The 20,977-nt window shown below is 68.6% G+C and carries 17 protein-coding genes; 10 read left to right on the forward strand and 7 right to left on the reverse strand.

What is annotated here, in order from left to right; all coding sequences use genetic code 11:
• A complete protein-coding gene (locus BLIJ_RS06335) occupies positions 1–924 on the forward strand; it encodes a hypothetical protein (RefSeq protein WP_014484855.1) in 924 nt (307 codons plus the stop codon).
• Here BLIJ_RS06335 and BLIJ_RS06340 read toward each other — a convergent pair.
• Positions 921–2,192, reverse strand: a complete 1,272-nt coding sequence (locus BLIJ_RS06340; RefSeq protein ID WP_012577589.1) for a phage tail tip lysozyme — start codon at positions 2,190–2,192, stop codon at positions 921–923. The two genes, BLIJ_RS06335 and BLIJ_RS06340, sit on opposite strands and share 4 nt — an antisense overlap.
• A 71-nt stretch (positions 2,193–2,263) precedes the next feature.
• Between BLIJ_RS06340 and BLIJ_RS06345 the strand changes: the two genes are divergently transcribed.
• The gene (locus tag BLIJ_RS06345) at positions 2,264–2,539 is read left to right on the forward strand and encodes a hypothetical protein (protein ID WP_012577590.1); all 276 of its coding nucleotides are present in this window, start codon (positions 2,264–2,266) and stop codon (positions 2,537–2,539) included.
• A gap of 20 nt (positions 2,540–2,559) precedes the next feature.
• The gene (locus BLIJ_RS06350) at positions 2,560–3,222 is read left to right on the forward strand and encodes a DUF2637 domain-containing protein (protein WP_012577591.1); all 663 of its coding nucleotides are present in this window, start codon (positions 2,560–2,562) and stop codon (positions 3,220–3,222) included.
• 78 nt (positions 3,223–3,300) lie between these two features.
• Here BLIJ_RS06350 and BLIJ_RS06355 read toward each other — a convergent pair whose 3' ends face one another.
• Together BLIJ_RS06355 and BLIJ_RS06360 are read right to left on the reverse strand one after the other, a co-directional pair.
• The gene (locus BLIJ_RS06355; RefSeq protein WP_231837806.1) at positions 3,301–4,377 is read right to left on the reverse strand and encodes a beta clamp domain-containing protein; all 1,077 of its coding nucleotides are present in this window, start codon (positions 4,375–4,377) and stop codon (positions 3,301–3,303) included.
• A 43-nt stretch (positions 4,378–4,420) separates the two neighbouring features.
• Entirely contained in the window at positions 4,421–6,790 is a 2,370-nt protein-coding gene (locus tag BLIJ_RS06360; protein ID WP_012577593.1) for a hypothetical protein, read from the reverse strand.
• A gap of 123 nt (positions 6,791–6,913) precedes the next feature.
• Here BLIJ_RS06360 and BLIJ_RS06365 point away from each other — a divergent pair, with 123 nt between their 5' ends.
• A complete protein-coding gene (locus BLIJ_RS06365; RefSeq protein ID WP_014484857.1) occupies positions 6,914–7,789 on the forward strand; it encodes a hypothetical protein in 876 nt (291 codons plus the stop codon).
• Here BLIJ_RS06365 and BLIJ_RS06370 read toward each other — a convergent pair.
• On the reverse strand, positions 7,786–8,220 hold the full coding sequence (locus BLIJ_RS06370; RefSeq protein ID WP_041981901.1) for a hypothetical protein: 435 nt from the start codon (positions 8,218–8,220) through the stop codon (positions 7,786–7,788). The genes BLIJ_RS06365 and BLIJ_RS06370 overlap by 4 nt on opposite strands.
• On the reverse strand, positions 8,193–8,984 hold the full coding sequence (locus BLIJ_RS06375) for a nucleotide-binding protein (RefSeq protein ID WP_012577596.1): 792 nt from the start codon (positions 8,982–8,984) through the stop codon (positions 8,193–8,195). Before BLIJ_RS06375 ends, BLIJ_RS06370 begins: the two co-directional genes overlap by 28 nt.
• 371 nt (positions 8,985–9,355) lie before the next feature.
• On the opposite strand from BLIJ_RS06375, the gene BLIJ_RS06380 reads away from it, so the two are divergent.
• The 4 genes from BLIJ_RS06380 to BLIJ_RS06395 all read left to right on the forward strand — a co-directional run bounded on the left by BLIJ_RS06380 (position 9,356) and on the right by BLIJ_RS06395 (position 12,347).
• Entirely contained in the window at positions 9,356–9,946 is a 591-nt protein-coding gene (locus tag BLIJ_RS06380; RefSeq protein ID WP_012577597.1) for a hypothetical protein, read from the forward strand.
• A 74-nt stretch (positions 9,947–10,020) separates the two neighbouring features.
• A complete protein-coding gene (locus tag BLIJ_RS06385; RefSeq protein WP_126386315.1) occupies positions 10,021–10,263 on the forward strand; it encodes a hypothetical protein in 243 nt (80 codons plus the stop codon).
• Positions 10,264–10,362: 99 nt separating this feature from the next.
• The gene (locus BLIJ_RS06390) at positions 10,363–12,009 is read left to right on the forward strand and encodes a RecB family exonuclease (protein WP_231837807.1); all 1,647 of its coding nucleotides are present in this window, start codon (positions 10,363–10,365) and stop codon (positions 12,007–12,009) included.
• 44 nt (positions 12,010–12,053) lie between these two features.
• Positions 12,054–12,347 (forward strand): hypothetical protein, encoded by a 294-nt coding sequence (locus tag BLIJ_RS06395; RefSeq protein ID WP_012577599.1) that lies wholly within the window; start codon positions 12,054–12,056, stop codon positions 12,345–12,347.
• A gap of 94 nt (positions 12,348–12,441) precedes the next feature.
• On the opposite strand, the gene BLIJ_RS06400 is transcribed toward BLIJ_RS06395, so the two are convergent.
• The gene (locus BLIJ_RS06400; protein ID WP_012577600.1) at positions 12,442–13,716 is read right to left on the reverse strand and encodes a hypothetical protein; all 1,275 of its coding nucleotides are present in this window, start codon (positions 13,714–13,716) and stop codon (positions 12,442–12,444) included.
• Between the two features lie 62 nt (positions 13,717–13,778).
• On the opposite strand from BLIJ_RS06400, the gene BLIJ_RS06405 reads away from it, so the two are divergent.
• Both BLIJ_RS06405 and BLIJ_RS06410 read left to right on the forward strand, forming a co-directional pair.
• Complete coding sequence (locus tag BLIJ_RS06405) at positions 13,779–17,075, forward strand: FtsK/SpoIIIE domain-containing protein (protein WP_012577601.1); 3,297 nt, start codon at positions 13,779–13,781, stop codon at positions 17,073–17,075.
• A gap of 374 nt (positions 17,076–17,449) precedes the next feature.
• Positions 17,450–20,371, forward strand: coding sequence for a CAP domain-containing protein (locus BLIJ_RS06410; RefSeq protein WP_012577602.1), 2,922 nt, complete (start codon positions 17,450–17,452; stop codon positions 20,369–20,371).
• 281 nt (positions 20,372–20,652) lie between these two features.
• Here the strand turns inward: BLIJ_RS06410 and BLIJ_RS06415 are convergent, their stop codons facing one another.
• Entirely contained in the window at positions 20,653–20,892 is a 240-nt protein-coding gene (locus tag BLIJ_RS06415) for a hypothetical protein (protein ID WP_231837808.1), read from the reverse strand.
• Positions 20,893–20,977 lie beyond the last annotated feature (85 nt).

Genomic DNA, 20,977 nt, shown 5'->3' on the forward strand with positions numbered 1-20,977 from the left:
ATGAGACCACGATCGCGCACCCTCATAGCCGTCGCCACGCTCGCCGGCATCATCCTGACCGCCGGATGCGCGCGGCAGAAGACCGACACGGGGAAGACCGGGACGAAACCACAGGCCATGACGGCCACGCCCGACGCGAAGACCGTCGAACACGCCGCGGCGTTCGAGAGACGCCTGCGCGAATGGGGCGCCGACAGCACCATCCGCGCCGACACGCTCGCGCGAAAGGACGCGGGAAGCGTGCTCGCCTCACTGCACGGCACGCCGCCCGCGGACGATCCGACCACGGGCGAAAACCTGCCCGCCCGCCAGGCGGACGCGGGCCCGCACGCCGCCAACCCCGCATGCCGCGCCTACCGGCGGCTCGACCAGGTCGGCGACACGGGCGAACGCGCCTGGTGCGCGGACGGGCTCGACGCGGCCGCATGGCTCGCCCGCATCGCCTGGGGGTACGGGAGCCGGTGGACGGACGGGCCGCACTCGGCCGCGGACGGGACGGGCGTACGCGTGACCGGCACCGTCCGATTCATGTACCTGGCCGGCAACCAGAACCCGAACACGTTGCACGTGGACGACTGGTGGGGGATCACACCCACCTGGATCGACTATCCGGTGGACGACAGGCTCACGGTCCGGGACGGGCGGATCACGGGGATCCGCCACCGGCAGGCCGACCCCTGGTGGATCGACCCGTGGCTCGGCGTATGGGACACGGACATCGGCGACCGGATGAACGGCCGGGGAAGGGTCGGCATCCCCGTGAAGGGCGAACCCGACTGGGGGACGCTGACCGGCGACGGGCTGACCGTCATCCCGCCCGAAACCCGGTTCATGGCCGACGAAAACGTGGACATGAGCCTGTGGGGGAGCATCCCCGTGCGGGTCGGCGACGGCCAGTCCTGCCAGAACCCGGGCTACTGCTAGAGCTTCCAGCTGTCCTTCCAGAAGAACCCGTTGCCGGAGGCCGCCGCGTATTCGCCTTTCGTCAGCCAACGCGCGTTGTAGCTGGTCCACAGGCCCGCGCCCCCGTCGTTGAAGTTGCCTTCGCTGATCATGATCTTCCAGCCGGACGGATCCTTGTCCACCTTCTCCACGAACGCGACGTGGTTGTTGCCGCCGCCCCAGAAGCAGACGCCCGCGCCCGGTCTGGGCTCGTCGGAACGCGTCCACCCCTTCGTGCCCGCCGCCCAGTCGGACAGTTGTCCGCCGTTCATCGTGTGCGGGTTGATGACGTCCCCGTCGTGCACCAGCCATGAGCGGGCCAGCCAATACCAGTAGCACTGGTAGTTGCCCGCGGCCTGCCAGTCGAGGGGAGGGGCACCCATGTCCCCGGCCTGGCAGATCTTCAGCTTCGTGGCGCACATCCACCCGAAGTCATGCGTGTTCGTGGGCGCGCCGCCCACGTCCCCGTATTTCGCGTTCCCGTCGGACGAATCATCCGCATCCGCGTCGCATGACGCGTCCGTGTCCGCCGTGTCCGACGGGGACGCGGCGTCCTTCTTCCCGTCCGGCTTCGATTCGGCCGGGAAGTCGATGTCGGCGAGCTCCTTCGAATCGTAGTAGGCGCGCGCGTACTGCTCGCGTTCCTTCTCATGCCGGTCCGCCCAGTAGGGGCGCCCGTAGCCGGCCATCCAGGCGACGGCCGCGTCCTCGGGATTGTCGGCCTGCAGCCACCACGTGCGCAGGTCGTCGTCGATGGGCTCGTGCCCCTCGGCCTTGACCGCGTCGAGGAAATGGTTGTTGAAATCGGTCTGCGCGGTGGCGACGAGCATGCGGATCTGCACGTCCGCGTCGGAATCCTCGCCCGACACGTGGTTCGCGTCCATCCAGTTGCGGATCTTGCTTCGCGGCGTCCACTGGTTCAGCCCATAGCCGCGCAGCATGGGATCGGGTTCGCCGATCTGCTCCTGCGCGGGGTTCATGCCCGATTCGAACTGGATGACGCCGAGCACGCCCGCCGTGCTCGCCTTCGAATACCCGGCCTTGGCGAACGCCCTGGCGAGGGACGCGGCCACGTCGTTGGGCGTGACCGTCGTGTCCGTGTCGTCCGTACAGTCGGCCGTGTCCGCCATGGTGGCCGCGGCCATGGTGGTCATGCCCGCGGGCGCGGCCACGACCACCATGGCGAACGCGAGCAGCAGGACGAGCACCGGCGGGCTGGCGGCGAGCAGGAGGGGCAGGAGACGTTTCATACATGCCCGGCTATGCGGCCGGGACGCATACAAGGCCGGACGGTTGACCATCGAGAAAGGGGACCACACCCATGGACGAGACGATCGAGGACATGCGCCGCCTGGCCGGCGGCATTGAGGCCTGGCTTGAGGACAACGAGTACGATCGACGCCGAGCAAGGGCGCGTCATGCCCTGAACCTGTTCAAAGAGGCGGGCGTGGAGCCGGCCCGCGTCGCCCAGGCGGCGGACCCGTCGCATGCGGCCGCCCTGGCGCTCGGCCTGTACGACACGTGCGTGAAGACCCATGACCTCGAGCACGCGCGTCTCCTGAACCGGGTGGCGGCGGAACTCACGGAGGCCGTGTGAACGGGGGGCGCGAGGCGCGCATGTGGCCGGGCGTGACGGTCGCGGTCGTGCTCGCCCTGCTCGCGTTCATCATCAGCTTCGACGCGTTGCGCGCCGTCGGGCTCGCATGCGGGATCAACGCGGCGCTGGCGTGGATGTTCCCGATCATCATCGACGGGTCGACGCTCGCGTTCACGTGGGCGGCGTGGGCGTTCAAGACGCGGCGCATGGGCACCCTGTACCCGTGGCTCATGCTCGTCCTGTTCAGCGTGATCAGCCTGATCGGCAACGCGCTGCACGCGCATCCCGTCATGGTGAACGGGATGCTGCTGCCCGACTGGGTGCCGCCGGTCATCATGACCGTGCCGCCGGTCGCCCTGCTCGCGACCACGCACATGATCGTGCTCGCCGCGGGCCGCACGTTCGACCGGCAGGCCATGGCCGAGACCGCGGCGTCGGACCCGGCCGGGCCTTCGGCGGCTCCGACGCCGGAACCCACGCCCGGAATCGCGCCCGAACCGGACGCGTCCACGCCGGACGACCCCGCGCCCGCCATCGAGACGGATCACGATACGGAACCGGGACCGGACACGCCCGGGCCGGCCGACGGGGAGCCGTTGGGGCAACGCTGGGCGCAGGCCCTCGGCGACGCCGGGGACAGTCTCGCCGACAGGATGCTCGCCGCGCACGACGCGCGCCCCTGACGATCCGGACCGAACAAAAAAAGGGGTGTCGCGCCCGGACGGACGCGACACCCCTTTTCCCGCATGTCGGGGACGATCCTAACAGACGGGCATCACCAATTGCTCCACCGCGGAATCGTCCTGTTCGAACAGGACGGGCTTCATCTCACGGGTCTTCACCACCGACACCCTGTCCGCATCCATGCCCGCAAGCACGGTCAGCAGGTAATCCGCGTTCAGTTTCACGTTCACATCCCCCGTGATGTCCGCCTCCAGGAGACGCACGCCCTGCGAATCCGCATCCTGCCCGTCGCCCGCATACCGGACACGAAGCATCCCGTCCCGCTCATCCAGGATCAGCGGGATAATGCCCATGCGCGAGTCGAAGCAGACGCTTTTCAGCATGCGCGCCGCATCCATCAGGGCGCGCCTGTCCACGACCGCCACGCCCGCCGGCTCCTCCGGTTTGTCGAACAGGCGGTCCACCATCGGATACTGTCCGGCGGTCAGCACGATCGCGTCCGTGAACCCGCCCGTATCCACGACCATCATCCGGTCCGTGAACCCGATCGCGTTCACCCCCTTCGCGTTGCGTTTCACCCAATCCGCGTCCGCCAGCCATTCGCCGTCCGGCATGCCGCCGACCGGGATGGACCGGCGGCCGGCCATGTACCGGTTCGTGGCCGTCGCCGTCAGCAGGCCGCCGGCCGCGACGAATCTGACGGACGCGAGGACCGGCTGGTCCCTCGTGCCGCCCGCCTCCGGGGCGACGCTGCCGCACAACGCGGCGTACGCGTCCGCGTCCACGGGCACCATCCGCTCCGGGGCGGCCGGTTCGGCCGGACGATCCTTCTCCTCGCCGACACGCATGCGCAGCGACGCCTCGCCGCCACGCAACGTCAGATACCCGCCATTCGTCTCCACGCCGATCTCGCCCGACGGCATCGCGTTCGCCAACGCGTTCAGCCACAGGCCCGACACGACCGCGGAACCCGCCTCCAGGACGGTCGCGTCCACACGGCCATGCGACCACTGGCTGTCGCCCGCCGCGCTGATCGCCAGGCCGTCATCCGCGGCATCCAACGCGACATACGGGTTGTCGCGCTCCAGCACGCGCGCCGCATGCGCGACCATGTTCGCGAACTCCCTCGCATCGACCAATACCCTCACCATCATGTCCTTTCCACACGAAAACAACGGTTTGCGACCCGGGTATGCGTCACACGGGCGCGCCCGCGTCGAAATGGGGGACGGACAGGATCATGGGAGGCAGGCCCGCCATGTCCGGGGGAGGGCCGACCGTGCGCACCAGCACCGTGTGCAACGGCAGGCCGCGCACCGTCGCCGGATCCGACCCGACCGCCACGGCGGACGGGCCCGCCGTCAGATCCGCGCGCAACACGAACGTGCCGACCGTCATCAGGCCGGTCACCGAGGCGAGCAGCCCGCCCTCCAACTGGACCGCGTTCTGCGTGCCCGCCACCAGCTGCACGCCGTACGCGCGCCCCTTCTCACGCAGCCAGGCGAGGATGTCCGCGTTGCCGCCCCCCGTGTCGCCGTCCGCGCCCAACACGTCCGTCAGCTCGTCGACCAGGACGCGCACCGCGCGCCCACGCGCCTGCCAGCCCGCGCAGGAGGCGACGATCTCGTCCTTCAGGCCGCGGAACAGGAGCGCGCCGATCAGACGCCGCGCCCCGTCCGGCAGATCCGCATGCCGGCCGTCCACGCCGGCCCGGACCGCGGCGCCCAGGTTGACCATGATGCGCACGTCGCCCGCATGCGCGGACCGGCGGATCACGGACGCCCAGGACAGGACGCGCCGTCCCGGCGCGAACACGCGGCCCGCGGACGCGAGCACGTCCATCTTGTTCATGGGCGCGCGCAGCAGGCCGGCGAGCTCCCCGTCGCGGATCTTCGGCGTCCCCTTGTCCGACACGCCGCCATGCAATCGCTCCACCGCGTCCCGAACCCCACGCGTGTCGCACGCGAACACGCTCGCACGGCCCAGCATGCGCGCGTCCATCACCCCGTTACGGCCCAAAAGGCGCGCCGCATATTCGACCCAGCCCGACGGGACGGGAACGTTGCACGCGTTGCACCGCGCCCCCAGATCCGCCGCCGCCAGACCCTCCAGGGCGACGAACGTCGCGTCACGCAACTGGATGCGCGACTGGGGGCCGATCTGCTGGACGCCCAACGCGGCCTGCATGAGATCCGCGAACCGGCCCGCACGCTCCACGTTCGACCCGGCGCCCAGCAGGTCGATCATCGGCGTTGCCGGATCGTTCACGTCGATGACGAGCAGGCCCGGGATGAGACGCTTCAGCACGGGCTGCGCGTCCACGCCCTTCGATTCGAAGTCGACGAGCACGTCGCCCGTCCGATGCCGGCCGCCCATCCACCCGGCCACCCCATGCATCATGTTGCTTTTCCCGCCGCCGGGCTCGCCCATCAGCATCACGCCGCCGTACAACGCGTCCACGCTCATGCGCACCGTGCGCCGTTCCGCATCCACGCCCAGGACGGGACCGTCGCACCCGTCCAACTGGTCGGGCATGACCGTCAGCGCGCTCACCGACGCGTTGCGCCGGCCCGACGGGGCCGCCAGGGCGGCCAGCGCGCCGCACGGCAACGGCAGCGTGGACCGTTGGAACGCGTACGCGTGGACGCGGCGCTTCCGGCCCGGCCCGTCCGCGTTCTGATCGTCGCCCGCCATCCGGGTCTTCAGGTCGGCGGCGCGCGCCCACCGTCTGCGCGCACGCCACCAGTAATGACGGGGCCTCTGGGACAGGTCGTTCACGGGATCACGGCGCAGACGCCAGCGGACCGTCGCCCCCGCCGTCATGGCGAGCATGAGCAGAGGCACGGCCATGAGCCAGCCGGCCGTCATGGACGGGAGCATGACGGCCGGCACGGACACGACCGTCAGGAGGAGCATGCACAGAAGGAACCCCAGGCCGGGACGGCTCACATGCGCGGACAGGCCCGGCACCAGCCCCAGGTTCAACGCGTTCGCCGCCCGCTTCGCCTGATCCATCGCCGTACGCGGATCCGCGCCGCCCGCCATCACACGGCACGCGCCCAACCCCTCGCCCCTGAGCTTCGACGTGTCCGCCTGCATGTTGTACTCGTCGCCCAGCCAGTCCGACAGGCGGCCCGACTCGACCCAGCCGAGCCGGCGCACGTTCACCACGATCACCGTGTCCTCGCCCGCATCCAGGCGGGGACGTTCCAGGCTCGGCTCCCCGTCGCGCGCCGTACGCGCCAGGGACGCGCTGATCGGCACGAACGCGTGCGCCCACACACGAGGACGGTCCAGCACGTCCGGCCGCCCGCACGCGCGGATCGACGCGTTCGCCGCACGCGCTACCAGTTCGCCCGCCTTCTGCCCATACCGGTCGGACACCTCCACCCACCGGCGTTCCCCGGCCGCCACCAGACGGCACCCGTCGTCATGCCTCCACCAGTCCAGCCATCCGGGACGCGACGACAAGCCGATCGCGTCGGCCATGGCCTTCGCGTCACGCTGGAACCCCGCATCATCATCCGTCTCATCCGCGCGCGGCGCGGGAACCAGTTCGAACCACATGCCCCGCCCTATGCCCCGGAACGCATACGCGCGCGTGAAAGGAGGCCGGCATGCGCATGCGCGGCACCGGGCCGCGACGCGCATGCCGGACGCATGATGGGCGAATGGAAACCGAAACACAGGATGGCCGACGATCCGGACGCCAGGGAGGAGCTCGACCGGCATGTGCGCGGCATCGACTGGACCGACAGGGCCGTCGAATTCGGATCCCGGGAACGGATGCTGGTCGCCGCATGGATGCAGCAGACCGATCTCGTGGCAGGCGAGATGCGACGCCTCTACCCGGTCGAGGAGCAGCGGGACACCATGACCCGCTGGGTCATGGTCCGCGTGTTCGAGAAGATCACCGGCACGCCGGTCGAATCGAAAAGCACGCAATGGAACTGGAACGGCCTGTGGGATCCGACCGAACCCACGTCGTTCTGCGGATGGGTGCGGCGCATCAGCCTGCCGCTCGCCCAATGGAACGCGAAACGCGTGCTCCGTTCCGGGACGGCCAGCGCGAGCATGTTCGAGACCGAGGACGGGCATAATCCCGTATACGACGACGCGTCGAGCACGAGCGTGGCCGGCGGCACCGTGACAGCCGCCCCGTTCGAACGCAACCCCGCGTTACGCGTCCCCAGGCCCGTCGGCCGGATCAGGGAGCAGATGATGCGCGCCGTGACCGACGGCACATGCGAGGACGCGATCCGGATCGCACACGAGACGGGACTGTGGCATCACACGCTCGACACGCTCGACACGGACACCGCGTGCACGCTCATGCTCGCCCCCATCCCGCAGGACATGGCGCCCCTCCTCGAACACGACCCGCACCCATGGTCCGGCATGCATGACGCCGTCCGCCTCTACTGGCCGACACAGACCAGCCGCCGACGCGTCTGGCAGCCCGACCTGAAACGCGCCGTCCAACGGGTCGCCGCCGCCAACAACGTCACCGAATTCGACGTGATCACCGAGCTCGGCACCATGGCCGCCCGCCTGATCAGCGACTAGGAGCGTACATGCGCGAACGGGTCGGGACCGGACAGGCGGAACGCGTGCCCGCCATGCGCGTCACGCATGTCCAGGCTGATGGCGAGCAGCCATGCGGCAAGCCTCGCGCCGCCCGTCCGCTCGTCCAACAGCCAGGCGAGCGTCAGGGATCCGGCGCGCGCCCCATCCACCCCGCACCATTCGGCCGCGATCCGCGCATGCCGTTTGCATGTCGCCGTCCGATTGTCGAACGCGGCCTGTTCGACACGCCAGATGTGCAGGCGCAGCAGCGGCCTCGATCCCAACGCGTCGCGCAGCAGGTCGGACAGGGCGTGCGTGAAATCCCCGCGCTCCGCCTTCGCGCGCACCGCGACCAACGCCTCCGCGCGGACCAGTCCCGCGTCACGTGCCGCCTGGACGCCGCTCATCGCATCCGGGACCATGGCAGCCATGACCGTCCCCCCTCCGCCGGGTTCCATGCATCCGGATCCACGCCCATCCAAATGCAGGCGCCGCGCAGCCAATCCGGTTCCATCCCATGCGCCCACCCGCACGCATGCGAGTCGATGAGACGACGGCTCGCCTCATCCCACTCGTCCACGCCCCCGTATTCGGCGAGCCCGTCGAGCAATGCCCGCCAACGGCGTGCCGGCCACGGCTTCACGCCGGGAGACGCGACCGCCACCGCGCGGATCCGGTCCGGACGGCGGATCGCGTCCAATGCGGCAAGCCCGTCGTCCGTCTGCGAGCCGGACTGGCCTATCCTGAACAGGATGCGCGCGCCCCCGGCCTCGACCATGGGACGCATGACGCCGCCCGCGAACGAAACGGGATCGTCCCACAGGCGCCCGTCGACACGGTCCGCGTCCACGACGACCATGTCGCACATGGCCCGCAGTCCGATGATCGACTCCAGGTAGTCGTGGGTCATGTCCCTGGAATGCGGGTCGGCGGGTCCGGCGAGCAGTGCGAACATGCCGCCCGTATCCCTGGGCCTGACGAGCGCGGACTGCAATCCGTCGACGAACGCGTATTCCAACGCCTTCGAATCGGGGATGTTCAGCCAGGCGCGTTGGGACTGCTGTCCGGGGTTGCCGTCGACGAGCGCGGTGCGCAGCCGGGCGGAGCCGAGCGCGTGGGCGAGCATGCGGGCGGCGGTGCTTTTGCCGATGCCGCCGGATCCGCCGGTCACGAACGTGATAGCCGCCTGAGTCATGGCGGGCGGCTATGCGCCCCCAATATCCGGTTTTTTGCAAGGAAAAATGATTCCTCCCCTTGATGTGATGCTGTTTGGTGGTGTGGTGTCTGCCGTGGTGTGGTGTCTGTTGCGTGTGTTCTTGGTGTCGGTGTCCTGTCTTTTTTTCTTTTCTGATGGCTGATGGGATGGTGTCGTATCGTGTTTTCCTCTCCTGTTTTTCTTCTTTTGCTCTTTTTTCTTTTTCCTCTTTTTTCGTCGTTTTCGTCCGCGGCTTGCGCCGGACGTCCGGAGGCCGCGCCGCCGTCTGTTCGACGGGGCGTGGCATGATGCGTCGCACGCGCATAGGGGCGGCGTGACGATACCCGTCTCTGGATTGAAGGAGCAATAGCATGTCGATGTTCGATGGTGATCGGGGTTGGAACGGTTTCGACCCGCAGCCCGTCCCGCAGCCGGAACCCGTGCCGGCCGCGCCGGAACCCGTGCCGGATGTTCCGGCCGTGCCGGAACCGCAGTCCGACGCGGGGCCGGCGGAGCCGAAGGCCGTGGAGGCGAGGCCGCGTCCGAAACGGTCGCGCCCCGCGTTCGCGTGGACCGCGGATCGGGTGCGTCAGGCGCGCGAGGCGCTGGCCTTGCTGGACGACGGGAGGACGCGCCGCGTGGTCGCGTCCGCCGTGGACGTGGACGCGGACGATGCGGACCGTCTCGCCCTGGCCGTATTGAAGGGTGGCCTGTCGGCGCCGGTCGGCCTGCTTGTCGCATGGCATGACGAGACGGATCCGCTGCGACGCGCAATCCTGGTCGGCCAGGCGTTGGAGAAGGACGTGGCGGGCGTCAGGCGGGCCGCCAGGATCATGCTCGCGTTGGATCCGGATCTGGCGGGTTCGGTCAAGCCGACGGGCTCGTCGCCCACCGACTTGCAGTACGCTTTGGCGTCGGCCGCGCCGGGCCTGGATGTGGATGCGGTCAGGGGGTTGGTCTGATGGTGATGCCGGGCATGCTGTCCGCGTCCCGGACGGCGCGTCTTTTGGACGTGCCGGAATCGTTCCTGGGGGCCTTGTCCGAGCATCATGCGCTGCCCATGCCCCTGTCGGACGGCTCGTATGACGCGCGCATGGTGAGGGTGGCGATGGAGCGTCTGCCGTGGCTGCGCCGTCTGGGCGTCCCGTTGTGCGACAGGGAGCTCGCACGGATCGATCCGCGGCTGACCGTTCCCCCGTTCAGGGGGTTCGAGTGGGCGTCGCGCCGGTACTGCCGGCTGTGGGAGTGTTTGGATCATGCGTGGGGGCTCGCCTTCTGAAACGCGTCCGCCCGCCGGCCCCGTTTTTTTCTGGGGGTGGCGGGCCTTTTCCGTTTCCATGGGGGACGCATAAGCGCGCGTATGAGTGATGGACCGTTGATGACGTTCGACCCGGCGGCGGGCGTGGCCCGTGCTTCCCTTCCGCGGCCCGGCCGCGCCTCGTTCAGCATGCTGGACAAGTGGATGTCGTGTCCGGCGCGCTGGGCGGCGGAGAAGCTGATGCCGAAACCGCGGTTGTGGGGCAGTCCGCTCGTCCTGGGCGGCATCGTGCACGCCGCGTTGGAGCTGGCGTGCGCCACGCCGGACGTCGTCGCACCGGATTGGCGGGCCCTGTGCGCCAAAGGCGTCGGCGTGGAGTACGGGCGGTGGAGGATGCGGGGTTGGGGTGACGAGCCGATCCCGTCCGGCGTGGCGATGCCGGACGGTTCGCCCGCCATGCAGGATGATTGGGTGGCTGCGGCCGCGTTGAAGCTGTCGGGTTTTGTTTTGACGGACGCGTTGGGCCGCGTGTTGGAGCCGGCCGCGTTGGAGCAGGATTTGGAGGCGGATGTCGACGGCATCCCGTTGCGTGGCGCCGTGGACTATCGCGACGTGGACGGCACGGTGGTGGATTGGAAGACGGGCGGCACGCCGAAGTACCGTGACGCTCGCCGGCGGCATGCGGACCAGCTGCGCCTGTACCGGCTGATGCTGGATGCGGACGGCGTGTGCGAGGTGCGTGCGGCGCGTGACGTGTATGTGGAGCATCATGCGTGGGCGGCGGCGGACCTGTCGGATGCGGCGTGCACGGACACCGTGTCCCGTTTCCATCATGCGTGGGACGGGATCGTGCGTGCGACGGGCGCGGACGGGTCGGGCGTCCTGCCGTTGAGGCCGTCGGGCCTGTGCGCCTGGTGTCCGGTGGCGCGCGCCTGCCCGCTGGCCCGGATCGTACCGTCGGGCCAGCGGGACGCCTTGTCGAGCGTCGGCCCGGACGATCCGCGCGTCGGGTTCGCGGGGACGCATACCGGCGGTTGGAATCATGTGGGGAAGGAGCCTGTGATGTTGGATCTGTTCGGATTGGACGCCCCCGTCGCGGAGGCGAAAACCGGGGAGGTGAAACCCGCGGCCGTGGCGCGTCCGCGCGCCGGCCTGCCCGAACCGGCGCCGGATCCGTGGGAGACGCCGCAGGGGCGTGAGACGATGGACCGGTGGATGGGTTCGGGTCCGGGTGAGGATCCGTGGAACCCGACGCCGGAACCGAAGCCGGAGCCGGCCGCCACGCCGAAGCCGGAACCGGAGGCGGCGGAGCCGGCTCCGGCGGAGACCGGGGTGACGCTGACGGAACGCAAACCGTACGACCCGTCCTGGTCGAACGGCCGGGCGAACGTCGCCGGATACGGGTTCACCCAATTGACGCTCACGTTCGCCCGCGCCGGCCTGCTCGCCGACGGGCATGCGGAACGCATCCGCCCGATCGCGCTGGAACTGCTGCGCGTCCAATGGGCGGCAGCGCGCAAGGCGTATGGGCCGATCGTGCCCGACGTGCCCGGACTGGCCGACGGCCGGCCGGAACGCTCCGCCCTGTTCGCGTGGCTGGACTCCACGCTCGCCCGCGACGTGGAACGCGTGATCCGCCTCATCCTCGATTCCGACGGGGACGGGGAGGGGACGCTGGACGCCCGGTTGGAACGCATCCGCGCGGCCGGCCGCCGCGCGGCCCTCATGCTCGCCGAATCCACGCGCATGCTGCGCGGGGACGCATAGCGGGCTTCGGAACATTACAGACCTTGAACGGAAAGGAAGACAACATGGTCCGATTGAACGGTAAGGGCGGCGTCGAATACGCGGTGCGCCGCGACACGGACGGCGCCTGGCTGTACGACGCCGACCTTGACGGCACGGACGGCGCATGGGAGCCGGACGCGCAGAACGCCACATGGTGCGCGTCCAAGGAGGACGCGTTGCACGTGGCCGACCTGAACGGCCTGACCGGCGTGGACTACGCGCTCGCGGACGGCTGTTCCCTGTGGGAGCGCGACTGGGTCAACGAGGAGGAGATCGGCGAGGACTGGGAGCCGGCCGAACCCCGACCCGTCGCATGACGGACCGTTCCGGCGCAGGAAGGGGGCCGTCCGGTCCCGCAACCCCATCGGGGCGAGCGGGGATCGGACGGCCCCCTCTTTTCTTCCATGATCGTCACGCGTCCGCGTCCCGTACGGCCCGGTACTCGTCGACCTCACGGTCGGGGATCTGGTAGACCGCGTGGATGAACGCGCGCATCTCGGTGAGCCGTTTCGGCTTCACGTCCTCCATGAGCCCCGTCTGCCTGCTGCGACGGCGGCGCGTGTACTGGGTGTGCGCGCGCCGCGCGTCCATGGCGTCCATGGCGAGGAAACGGACGGCCGCGTCACGGCTCATGCACTTCCTGTAGGCGAGCATGCGCGCCGCGTTGCCCTGACCGCCTTTGCGCCGGCTGTACGCGTCGAGCAGCAGGGCGCCCTCCCTGTCCGTCCTCTTCTGGCCGATCAGCCCGATCTCGAAGTTCACGTCGTCCCACCGGTCGTCCGGGTTCGCGTTGCCGTGGCACAGGTTCCAGAACGCCCTGGCCTGGATGTCCGGATCGTCCATGCGGGCGAACACGTGGGCCATGCGGTCGCACTCCTGCTTCGAGGGGACGCCGTCGGTCGGCTGGTAGAGCATCCTGAGGTAGGCGCGGGACGCGGCGCCCTTCGGTTCGGGCATGATCCCGCTCTTGCGCTTCCCGTCCCGGTCGGTCCATTCGCCGTGCACCGGTTTGCCGTCCTTGTCCCTTTTGATCTTCGTGTAGTTGATGAACTTGAACGCGCTCGCCTTGTCGTCCGGGTAGCCAGCGCGGATCACGTTCGCGCTCGCGTTCGCGTCCTCGTAATGCAGTTCGCGCAGGATCCGGTCCGCCGTGTCCCGGTCGGCGCGCCGGGCGAGGCTCGACGCGATCGTGGATGCGGGCAGATACCTGCGGTTCGGGCTCGAGTCGATGGCCTGCCGGCGTGAATACGCGTTCGCATGACGGTTCATGTTGCGGATGAGGCGACGCCGGTCGGCAGCCGGGTATTCGCCCAGGTCCGTCTGGAAGGCGGCGCGCACCGCGGCCTGCGTTTTCGGATCGTGGCGCATCACCGTCGAGTCGAGTCCGGGCACGGACGGATCCTCACGGAACAGGATGTTCCCGTCCCCGTCGTACAGGATCGCGCCGTCCGGCCCGTATTCGACATGGTCGGCCATGTCGAGCAGGCCCCGCGTCTCCGACGCGCTTTTCACCTGTGTATGGTCGGTCAGCGCGCGCATGCGCATGCTTTCGCTCGCCATGGCGATCAGCGGGTCGGGCGGGGCCACGTCGCCGCCCGCATCCCCGCCCGTCCTGTCGAACGTGCCCGCATACCCCTGCGGCAGTCCGCTCGGCCTGTGGCTCCGCCCGTTCCTGTCCACGCCCATGATGGCTCCTTTCCGTGGTCGCTTGCGGGGACGCCTATGCGCGGGCCGGCATAGGCGCGCGCATGGCATACCGTCGGAACGGCCGGTCGCGGCCGAAAACGAAACGGGACGAACCGTCCAGCCCGCACGCGTTCGTCCGTGTCCTCACGCTCGCCGTCGCGCTCATGCTGACCGCGTTCCGCCTGCCGGGCATGACCGTCTGGTGTCTGGGCTGGCTGGCGGCCCGTCTGACGGCCCGGCGTCCCGTCCTGTCCGGCAAGGGTTTGAACGGCCGGCCGGCGCCCGGGGACGAGAGGGAGCGGCGCATGGAGGCGTCATGGCGTCGCGCCTCCCGGTGGCTCGACGGCGGGCTGTCTCCCCTGTATGCGGATGCGATGCCCGCCATGGCGATCGCATGCCTCGACTACGGGTGGATATCGTCTGCGTCCGGCGCGTGGCGTCCGATCATGGCGGGCGTGGACATGCTGGCCTGCTGGCTGGCCGTCATGGGCGTCGGCCAGCAGCGGCGTGACATGACCTGCACCGTGCGCGGCCTGGATTCGAACATGCGGCGCATGCGCGTCAGATGGGCGAGGAAACGACTGCCGTGGATACTCACGGGACTGGGCGCGGGACTCGTCCTCGGCGTCCTCCAATCCGCTTGGACGGGCGTCTGGTGGCCCATCCCCATGCTCATGTGCCTGGGCGCCGCCGCCCCCATGTGGCCCGCATGGAGGGCGAACCGGAAACGCTTCCATACGGATTACGAGAGCCGTCTCATGGTCGGCCGGTGGATCGCGGGCCTGAACAAGCCGCCGTTCGACGCGCTGCCCGGGGGCGCGCACGACACGCGTGTCGGCGCGGACGGGTCGCGCGTCTTCTCATTGGACGTGTCGAACGCCGTCCAATGGGCGAACGATTCGACCGTGAAGACGTTCACGCCCGTCACCCAGGCGGACGGCATGCTCGCGGGCTTCGCCTACATGGGTCGCGACAGGACACGGGTCACGGTCGCCGTCTGCCCCGCGGACGCGCCCGACCCGGCGGACCTGCTCGCCGACCGGACGATGCTCGAAGCGCGTCTCACGGTCGACGAGACGCGCATGGGCGCCATGTACGGCGCGTTCCCCGGACGCGTCACGGACGTGAGGACCGTCGCCACGAGGGACGGCAGGCCCGCGGTCCGTTCGTTCCGCATCGACGGGTCGAACGCCGACTGGGACATGATCTCCCGCGACTGGCTGAAAGGGGCCGCGCCCGGCGCGTTCGGCGACTGGATGAACACGGAGAACATACTGGTGACCGCGGATCCTGGCGGCGGGCACGGCTGGGCGAGCGTGGACGCGGACTGGGACTCCTATGAATGGGACGTGGAGACGATGCGGACGCTCATGTCCGACACGCTGACCCGCCGCCATGACGATCCGGGCCGCTACATGCGGCTGATCGGCGAGGACAAACGGTTGAAATCGATCATGTCGGGCGGCCTGGAACCCGTGAAACTGCCCGCCCCCGAAACGATCTTCCACGACAACACGGAAACCATCGCCGATCCGGCCGGCTGGCGGATCATGTCGTATGCGATGGCGATAGGCCGCGCGTACACGGCCGCCGACTACATGCGTTCGAACCTGCGCGGCGCGTTCTCGGAAAGCCCGATCGCGGACTTCCTGCCCTGGCTGGAAGGAGACCGGCCCCGCGCCCGTCTCCTCCAGTTCGTGCACGCGCCCAACACGGACGACAACCGGGGGCTGCCGGACACGCTGCGCGCTTTGACCGGCGATTCGAGGGCGCGCAGCCTCCTGGCGCGCGTCATCGTGTCGCACGCGTGCGCGCAGGTGTTGAAAACGCCTCCGACGGTGGGCGCCGCCACACAGTTGGGCGTCGGCCGGAACACGGTGTGGCGGATCCCGATCCGTCTGGAGGGCGGTCTGACCGCGTCGGATCTGCGCCGCGTGCAGGAGCGGCTGAAAAGCGTGATGGGCGCGGACGAGACGCTTTGGGAATGGCGGGACCAGGGGCATGCGATCGTGTGGGCGGGCGGTCGGATGAGCATGGACGCGCGCGACTGGCGTCGCCGATCGGATCTGGATCGGATGATCCGGCTCCGGTTGGACGAGGCGTGGGCCGCGTCCAGGGCGGTCGGCGCGGACGGGCGGCCCGTGACCACGTTGGATGTGCGGGACGGGGGAGGCCGGCTCGTCCGCGTCTCGTTCACGCTGCCGGCCGGGCTTGGCGTGGAGGGGGCGCTGACCCGTCTGGACGCGTTCCGTGCGACGAGCGGGTTCATGTACGCGCGCCGTGTGAACGGGGATGCGCCGTTGACGCTGCTCCTGTCCCGTTCGGATCCGCTGCCGGAACGGGTCATGGCGGACTGGCGGCTCATGGGCGCGGAACCGGATTCGACGGGCCTGCCGTTCGCGGTCGGCGACGACGGGAGCACGGTCCTGTTCGACCCGCATGACACGGCGCATCTGCTGATCACCGGGCAGACGATGAGCGGCAAGACGAGCGCGGCCGTCACCCTGGTGAACGCCGCCCTGTTGCACGGCTGGCAGGCGTTCGTCGGCGACCCGGTGAAGTCGGGCAACGATTTCGCGCCCGTGAAAGGCAAACTGTCCGGGTTCGCGACCGGGTTGGCGGAGTGCGCGGCCATGCTCGACTGGATCGACCGTGAGGGGCGGCGTCGTCTCGCATTGCAGAAGGAGCATGGGGTGGAGAACATCGACATGCTGCCGGATGACGCGCGCCCCCGCAGGATCATCGTGTTCCTGGACGAGTTCGTGAGCCTCCTGGAACTGTCGAAGGGCATGAAAAGGAATCCGACGGGCGACCCGGATGTGGACAACATGATCATGATGGACGCGTGGCGCGACCGGCTGAAACGCCGGATCGGGGCGAGCGTGAGCCATATCCTCACCCAGCATCGCTCCCAGGGGATCACGATGATCCTGGGGTCGCAGATGATGAACGCGGAGAGCATGGACGCTTTGCCGGACGCGGGCCTGGCGAAGAACCAGATGGGCCGCCTGTTCGTCGGCGCGGGCGACGTGAGGGGGAACGTGAGCGCGCGGAACGAGAGGGAGGGGAACCGGCTGATCCGTCAGGCCATGGATTCGGGCGGCATGCCGAAAGGCCGCGGCCTGTACGAGCGTATGGGTCGGGGTTTGCAGATGGTGCAATGCTGGTGGTGCGGACCGATCCCGGACGTGGCCGCTCACATGCGGGGCGTGCCGGACGTGACGCCGGTCGACTGGTCGGATCTGCTGCCGGCCAAACCGAAGCAGGTGGGCGTCGTCGACCAATCGTCGGACGCGGACGGGGATACGACGGTGAACGTCGCCGCGGACCCGGATGACGATGATTGGGTGCTCGACTAGGGAAGGCGTACGGGCGGCAGGAGCGGCCTGTACGCCGCATTCGCATGCCCGTCCGGATCGTATGCGCATCCGGGGATCATGCCGGTGGCATTCGAGGATGCGCGCCGGCGTGACGCGCATCCTGAGCGCGCATCCGGGCAGTTGGCCGGGCGTGGGCATGCCCGTCGGTTCCGTGTCGATGATGGTCCGCGTACGCCCATGAGAACGGGTCGGGGATCGCCCGGTCCGCGATGTCATGGCGGATGCGCCCGGGACGCATACGGGGCATGCCGGCGGGTCCGTGCGTCGAATGATGAGACGGGACCGTCGATATGGTCCACTTCCTCCTATGATGGAGGGTTGGATAAGGAAGTCCCGGAAGAAAGGATTCGAACATGTCACGCAAACTCACATCAGTCGCGGTGGCCGCGACGGCCACGCTCGCCACGCTCGCCGCCCCCGCGGTCGCCATGGCCGACGAGACCACGACCACGGATCAGGCCAGTCAGGCGATCACGCAGGCGCAGGACAGCGTCGCGCAGGCCCAACAAAGCACGGCGGACGCCAATCAGGCGATCGCGCAGGCCGCGCCTACCGGCGTGACCGAAGCGCAGGCGAAGGCCGACGCCGCCGCGGCCGCGTTGGACACCGCCAAGCGGAACCTCGACGACGCCGCCGCCCAGCAGCAGACGGCCGCGAACGGCCAGCAGCAGGCCCAGAAAAATTATGACGACGCCAACAAGGCCCAGCAGCAGGCCGCCGAGGACGCGACGAACACGGCCGACAAGATCGCGGCCGCGCAGCAGGCCGCCAAGGACGCGTCCAACGCGATCAATGATGCGAACAAGGCCATGCAGCAGGCCTCCGGCAACCAGTCCAAGGCCGAAACCGACAAGCAGGCCGCACAGACCGCGAAGGATGAAGCCACGGCCGAATCCGCCTCCCATCAGCAGGCTGCCGACAAGGCCCAGACCGATATCGATGCGGCCGACAGGCAGGCCACGGACGCGCAGAAGAAGGCCGATGCGGCGGATACCGCCATCAGTGATGCGCAGAAGAAGGCCGACCGGGCCGATGGGGACGCGAAGCAGGCCGCGAGTGACAAGGCCGCCGCCGAGAAGGAGCTGACGGAAGCCAGGAGGCAGCAGGCCTCGGCGACCGGCGACAAGACGAAGGCCGACGAGGCGGTGAACGCCGCGCAGGCCAGGCTGGATGCGGCCGGGCAGGCCGAGGCCAAGGCGCTTGAAGCCAAGCGGAAGGCCGACGCCAAGGTCGATCAATTGTCCAAGGATGATGGAGGTCTTTCCGACCTGGCCGCGAAGCTCGAAGCGGCGAAGAAGGCCGCAGCCGATGCCGCGGCCGCCCAGCAGAAGGCGGAACAGGCGCGGAAGGACGCGGACAAGACGGCGTCCGACTCCTCTTCCAACGCCACGGCGAAGCGGCAGGCCGCCGAACAGGCGAAGGCCGAGGCCGACCGGCTGAAGCAGGTCGCGGCGGACGCGCAATCGAAGCTCTCGCAGGGTGCGGTCGCCTACTTCGGCGACCGGAACGCGTCGGACGCGGTCAAGGTCCTCACCGACAAGGACACGACCCTCTTCCTGTCCAGCATCCAGAACGGGGCGAAGGGCGATGCGACCAGCCTCGACAACATGATCGCCGCGCTCTCGTATATCAAGGAGGCGAACCAGCTTCGCGCCAAGGAGGGATTGGCCCCGTTGAAGGTGTCGGACACGCTCATGGCGATGAGCATGGCGAACGTCGACTGGTCCGACGACAACATCGGCCATTCCGGCCAGTTCAACGTCGGCGAGAACATGGCCTGGGGGTTCAAGGACCCGTTCGACGGCTGGTACACGGCCGAGAAGGCCAGTTACGAGAAGGACATGACCGACGGCGTGCTGGACGGCAAGGACAAGGACGGGAACGTGGTGGGCGGGACCGGCCATTATCTGAACATCGTCAACAAGGGGTATACGGTCACCGGCTTCGCGATCAGCCAGAACGGGACGACCGGCTTCGGGACCACGCACGGGCAGACGTTCCAATACGCGGCCCCCGACCAGTCGGGGCGTGTCATGGACGTGGACGCGTATCTGGCGGATCTGACCGCATGGCGTGATTCGCTGACCAACGCGGACGCGAACTGGCAGACCGCATTGTCCAAGAGCAAGCAGGCCGCACAGGACGCTTCCGATGCGGCCGAGGCGCTGGCCGCCGCACAGCAGGCCGCGCGGAAGGCCGCCGAGGAAGCCCAGCAGGCCGCACAGAAGGCCAAGGATCTGCAGGCCGCCGCCGACGAGGCGCAGAAAGCGTATGACGAGGCCGTGAAGGCGAACGCGGACAAGGCCAAGGCGTTGGAGGAAGCCAGGAAGGATCAGACGGCGAAGAACGAAGCGTACTCCGCCGCCCAGCAGTCCACCAAGGAAGCCCGGTCCGGAGCCGCCGCCGCCACCGCCGCCCAGACCGCAGCCCAGACGGCAGTGGACAAGGCGAACACGGCGGTCGCCGCCGCGCAGGCGAAGATCGATGCCGCCGACAAGCTGGCCCAAACCGCCGCCAAGAACAAGACGGATGCGGAAGCCGCGATCAGGCAGGCCAACACGGACAAGACGAAGGCCGAAGCCGACCTGGCCGACGCCAAGGCAGCCAAGGCCGAGGCCGAGAAGGCCAAGCAGGCCGCGCTCGAAGCCAAGACCGTTTCCGACGCGAAGGTTGAAGCCGCCGGCAAGCAGGTCAAGGCCGCCGACGAGGCCATCGCCAACGCCAAGGCCGCATACGCGAAGGCGAAGGACGATCTCGACACGGCCACCGGCAAGCTCGACGATGCCCGGAACACCATCAAGCGTTTGCAGAACGCCGAGGAGAACCTCAAGAAGGCGAACGCGAAGCTGACGGAAGCGCAGGCGAAGCTGGACGAGGCGAACAAGGCCAAGGATGCGGCCGACAAGGCGTACGAGAAGGCCAAGGCCGACTATGATGCCAAGCTCGCCGACAAGCAGGCGTCCGACAAGGAGCTCGCCAATGCGAAGCAGGCCGAAGCCGAAGCCAAGAAGAAGGCCGAGGAGGAAGCCAGGAAGCAGCAGGAGGCCCAGAAGCAGGCCGACCAGGCCAAGCAGGACGCCGAAGCCAAGAAGCAGAAGGCCGAACAGGCCAGGAAGCAGGCCGCAGGCGTGACGAACAATGGTCTGGCCTCCACCGGATCGGACACCGCCGCAATCGCCACATTGGCGGCGATCATGACCCTCACGGGCGCCGGCTGCGTGCTCGTGAAGGTGCGTGCCGCCAAGCATGCGGACGGATGGCATGTGAACGACTGACGGATTCCAATCCGTCGGGAACATCAAGGACCCGTCTCATCCGCGAAGCAACATCACGGATGAGACGGGTCCTTGATCCGTATGGGACGGCTATCGACGTCCGTTCCCTTGACCTCCAACATGCCGGCCGGATATGTCATGCCGCCGGCAGGCCGCGAACCCGATGATCAGCACGCCGGACATGACGATCAGCGAGATGATGATCGCCTGTTTCGTGTCGCCGGGCAAAGGGGGTTGGTCGGGCATGCTCGCACACGGCGAGGAACCACCCATACCGGTTGTCACTCGAACTCCGGCTTGTATCCGTCGTCCACCGGCGTATAGCCAGCGCCGAACACTTCCTCGCCGGTGAGCCGCGTACCATCGTCGTCGTGTAGCCTCTCCACGGCCTTTCGGTACAGGGTGAAGTCCTCCTCGGTCCGAGCGACCGAAGTGGAACATCCGCAATCGCAATCCCCTGTCATGCCACGTTTAGGCTGATTGTCTTCCACGTTTTTCCCGTTCTCTTGAATGCCACTCACAAACAGGGTATCCGACATTTAAGAAAACAGTGGAAAGGCCGGACGGGGAATCAGCTCCCCTGCCCGGCCTTTCCACTAGCTCACG

The organism is Bifidobacterium longum subsp. infantis ATCC 15697 = JCM 1222 = DSM 20088 (assembly GCF_000269965.1).
Lineage (GTDB): Bacteria > Actinomycetota > Actinomycetes > Actinomycetales > Bifidobacteriaceae > Bifidobacterium > Bifidobacterium infantis.

Excerpts from the sequence above, each read along its gene's own strand:
- BLIJ_RS06335 (WP_014484855.1), top strand. The coding sequence starts at position 1 with ATGAGACCACGATCGCGCACCCTCATAGCCGTCGCCACGCTCGCCGGC.
- BLIJ_RS06405 (WP_012577601.1), top strand. The coding sequence starts at position 13,779 with ATGGCATACCGTCGGAACGGCCGGTCGCGGCCGAAAACGAAACGGGAC.
- BLIJ_RS06410 (WP_012577602.1), top strand. The coding sequence starts at position 17,450 with ATGTCACGCAAACTCACATCAGTCGCGGTGGCCGCGACGGCCACGCTC.
- BLIJ_RS06375 (WP_012577596.1), bottom strand. The coding sequence starts at position 8,984 with ATGACTCAGGCGGCTATCACGTTCGTGACCGGCGGATCCGGCGGCATC.
- BLIJ_RS06400 (WP_012577600.1), bottom strand. The coding sequence starts at position 13,716 with ATGGGCGTGGACAGGAACGGGCGGAGCCACAGGCCGAGCGGACTGCCG.
- BLIJ_RS06350 (WP_012577591.1), top strand. The coding sequence starts at position 2,560 with ATGTGGCCGGGCGTGACGGTCGCGGTCGTGCTCGCCCTGCTCGCGTTC.
- BLIJ_RS06395 (WP_012577599.1), top strand. The coding sequence starts at position 12,054 with ATGGTCCGATTGAACGGTAAGGGCGGCGTCGAATACGCGGTGCGCCGC.
- BLIJ_RS06390 (WP_231837807.1), top strand. The coding sequence starts at position 10,363 with ATGACGTTCGACCCGGCGGCGGGCGTGGCCCGTGCTTCCCTTCCGCGG.
- BLIJ_RS06360 (WP_012577593.1), bottom strand. The coding sequence starts at position 6,790 with ATGTGGTTCGAACTGGTTCCCGCGCCGCGCGCGGATGAGACGGATGAT.
- BLIJ_RS06345 (WP_012577590.1), top strand. The coding sequence starts at position 2,264 with ATGGACGAGACGATCGAGGACATGCGCCGCCTGGCCGGCGGCATTGAG.
- BLIJ_RS06365 (WP_014484857.1), top strand. The coding sequence starts at position 6,914 with ATGGCCGACGATCCGGACGCCAGGGAGGAGCTCGACCGGCATGTGCGC.
- BLIJ_RS06355 (WP_231837806.1), bottom strand. The coding sequence starts at position 4,377 with ATGATGGTGAGGGTATTGGTCGATGCGAGGGAGTTCGCGAACATGGTC.
- BLIJ_RS06340 (WP_012577589.1), bottom strand. The coding sequence starts at position 2,192 with ATGAAACGTCTCCTGCCCCTCCTGCTCGCCGCCAGCCCGCCGGTGCTC.
- BLIJ_RS06370 (WP_041981901.1), bottom strand. The coding sequence starts at position 8,220 with ATGGCTGCCATGGTCCCGGATGCGATGAGCGGCGTCCAGGCGGCACGT.
- BLIJ_RS06380 (WP_012577597.1), top strand. The coding sequence starts at position 9,356 with ATGTCGATGTTCGATGGTGATCGGGGTTGGAACGGTTTCGACCCGCAG.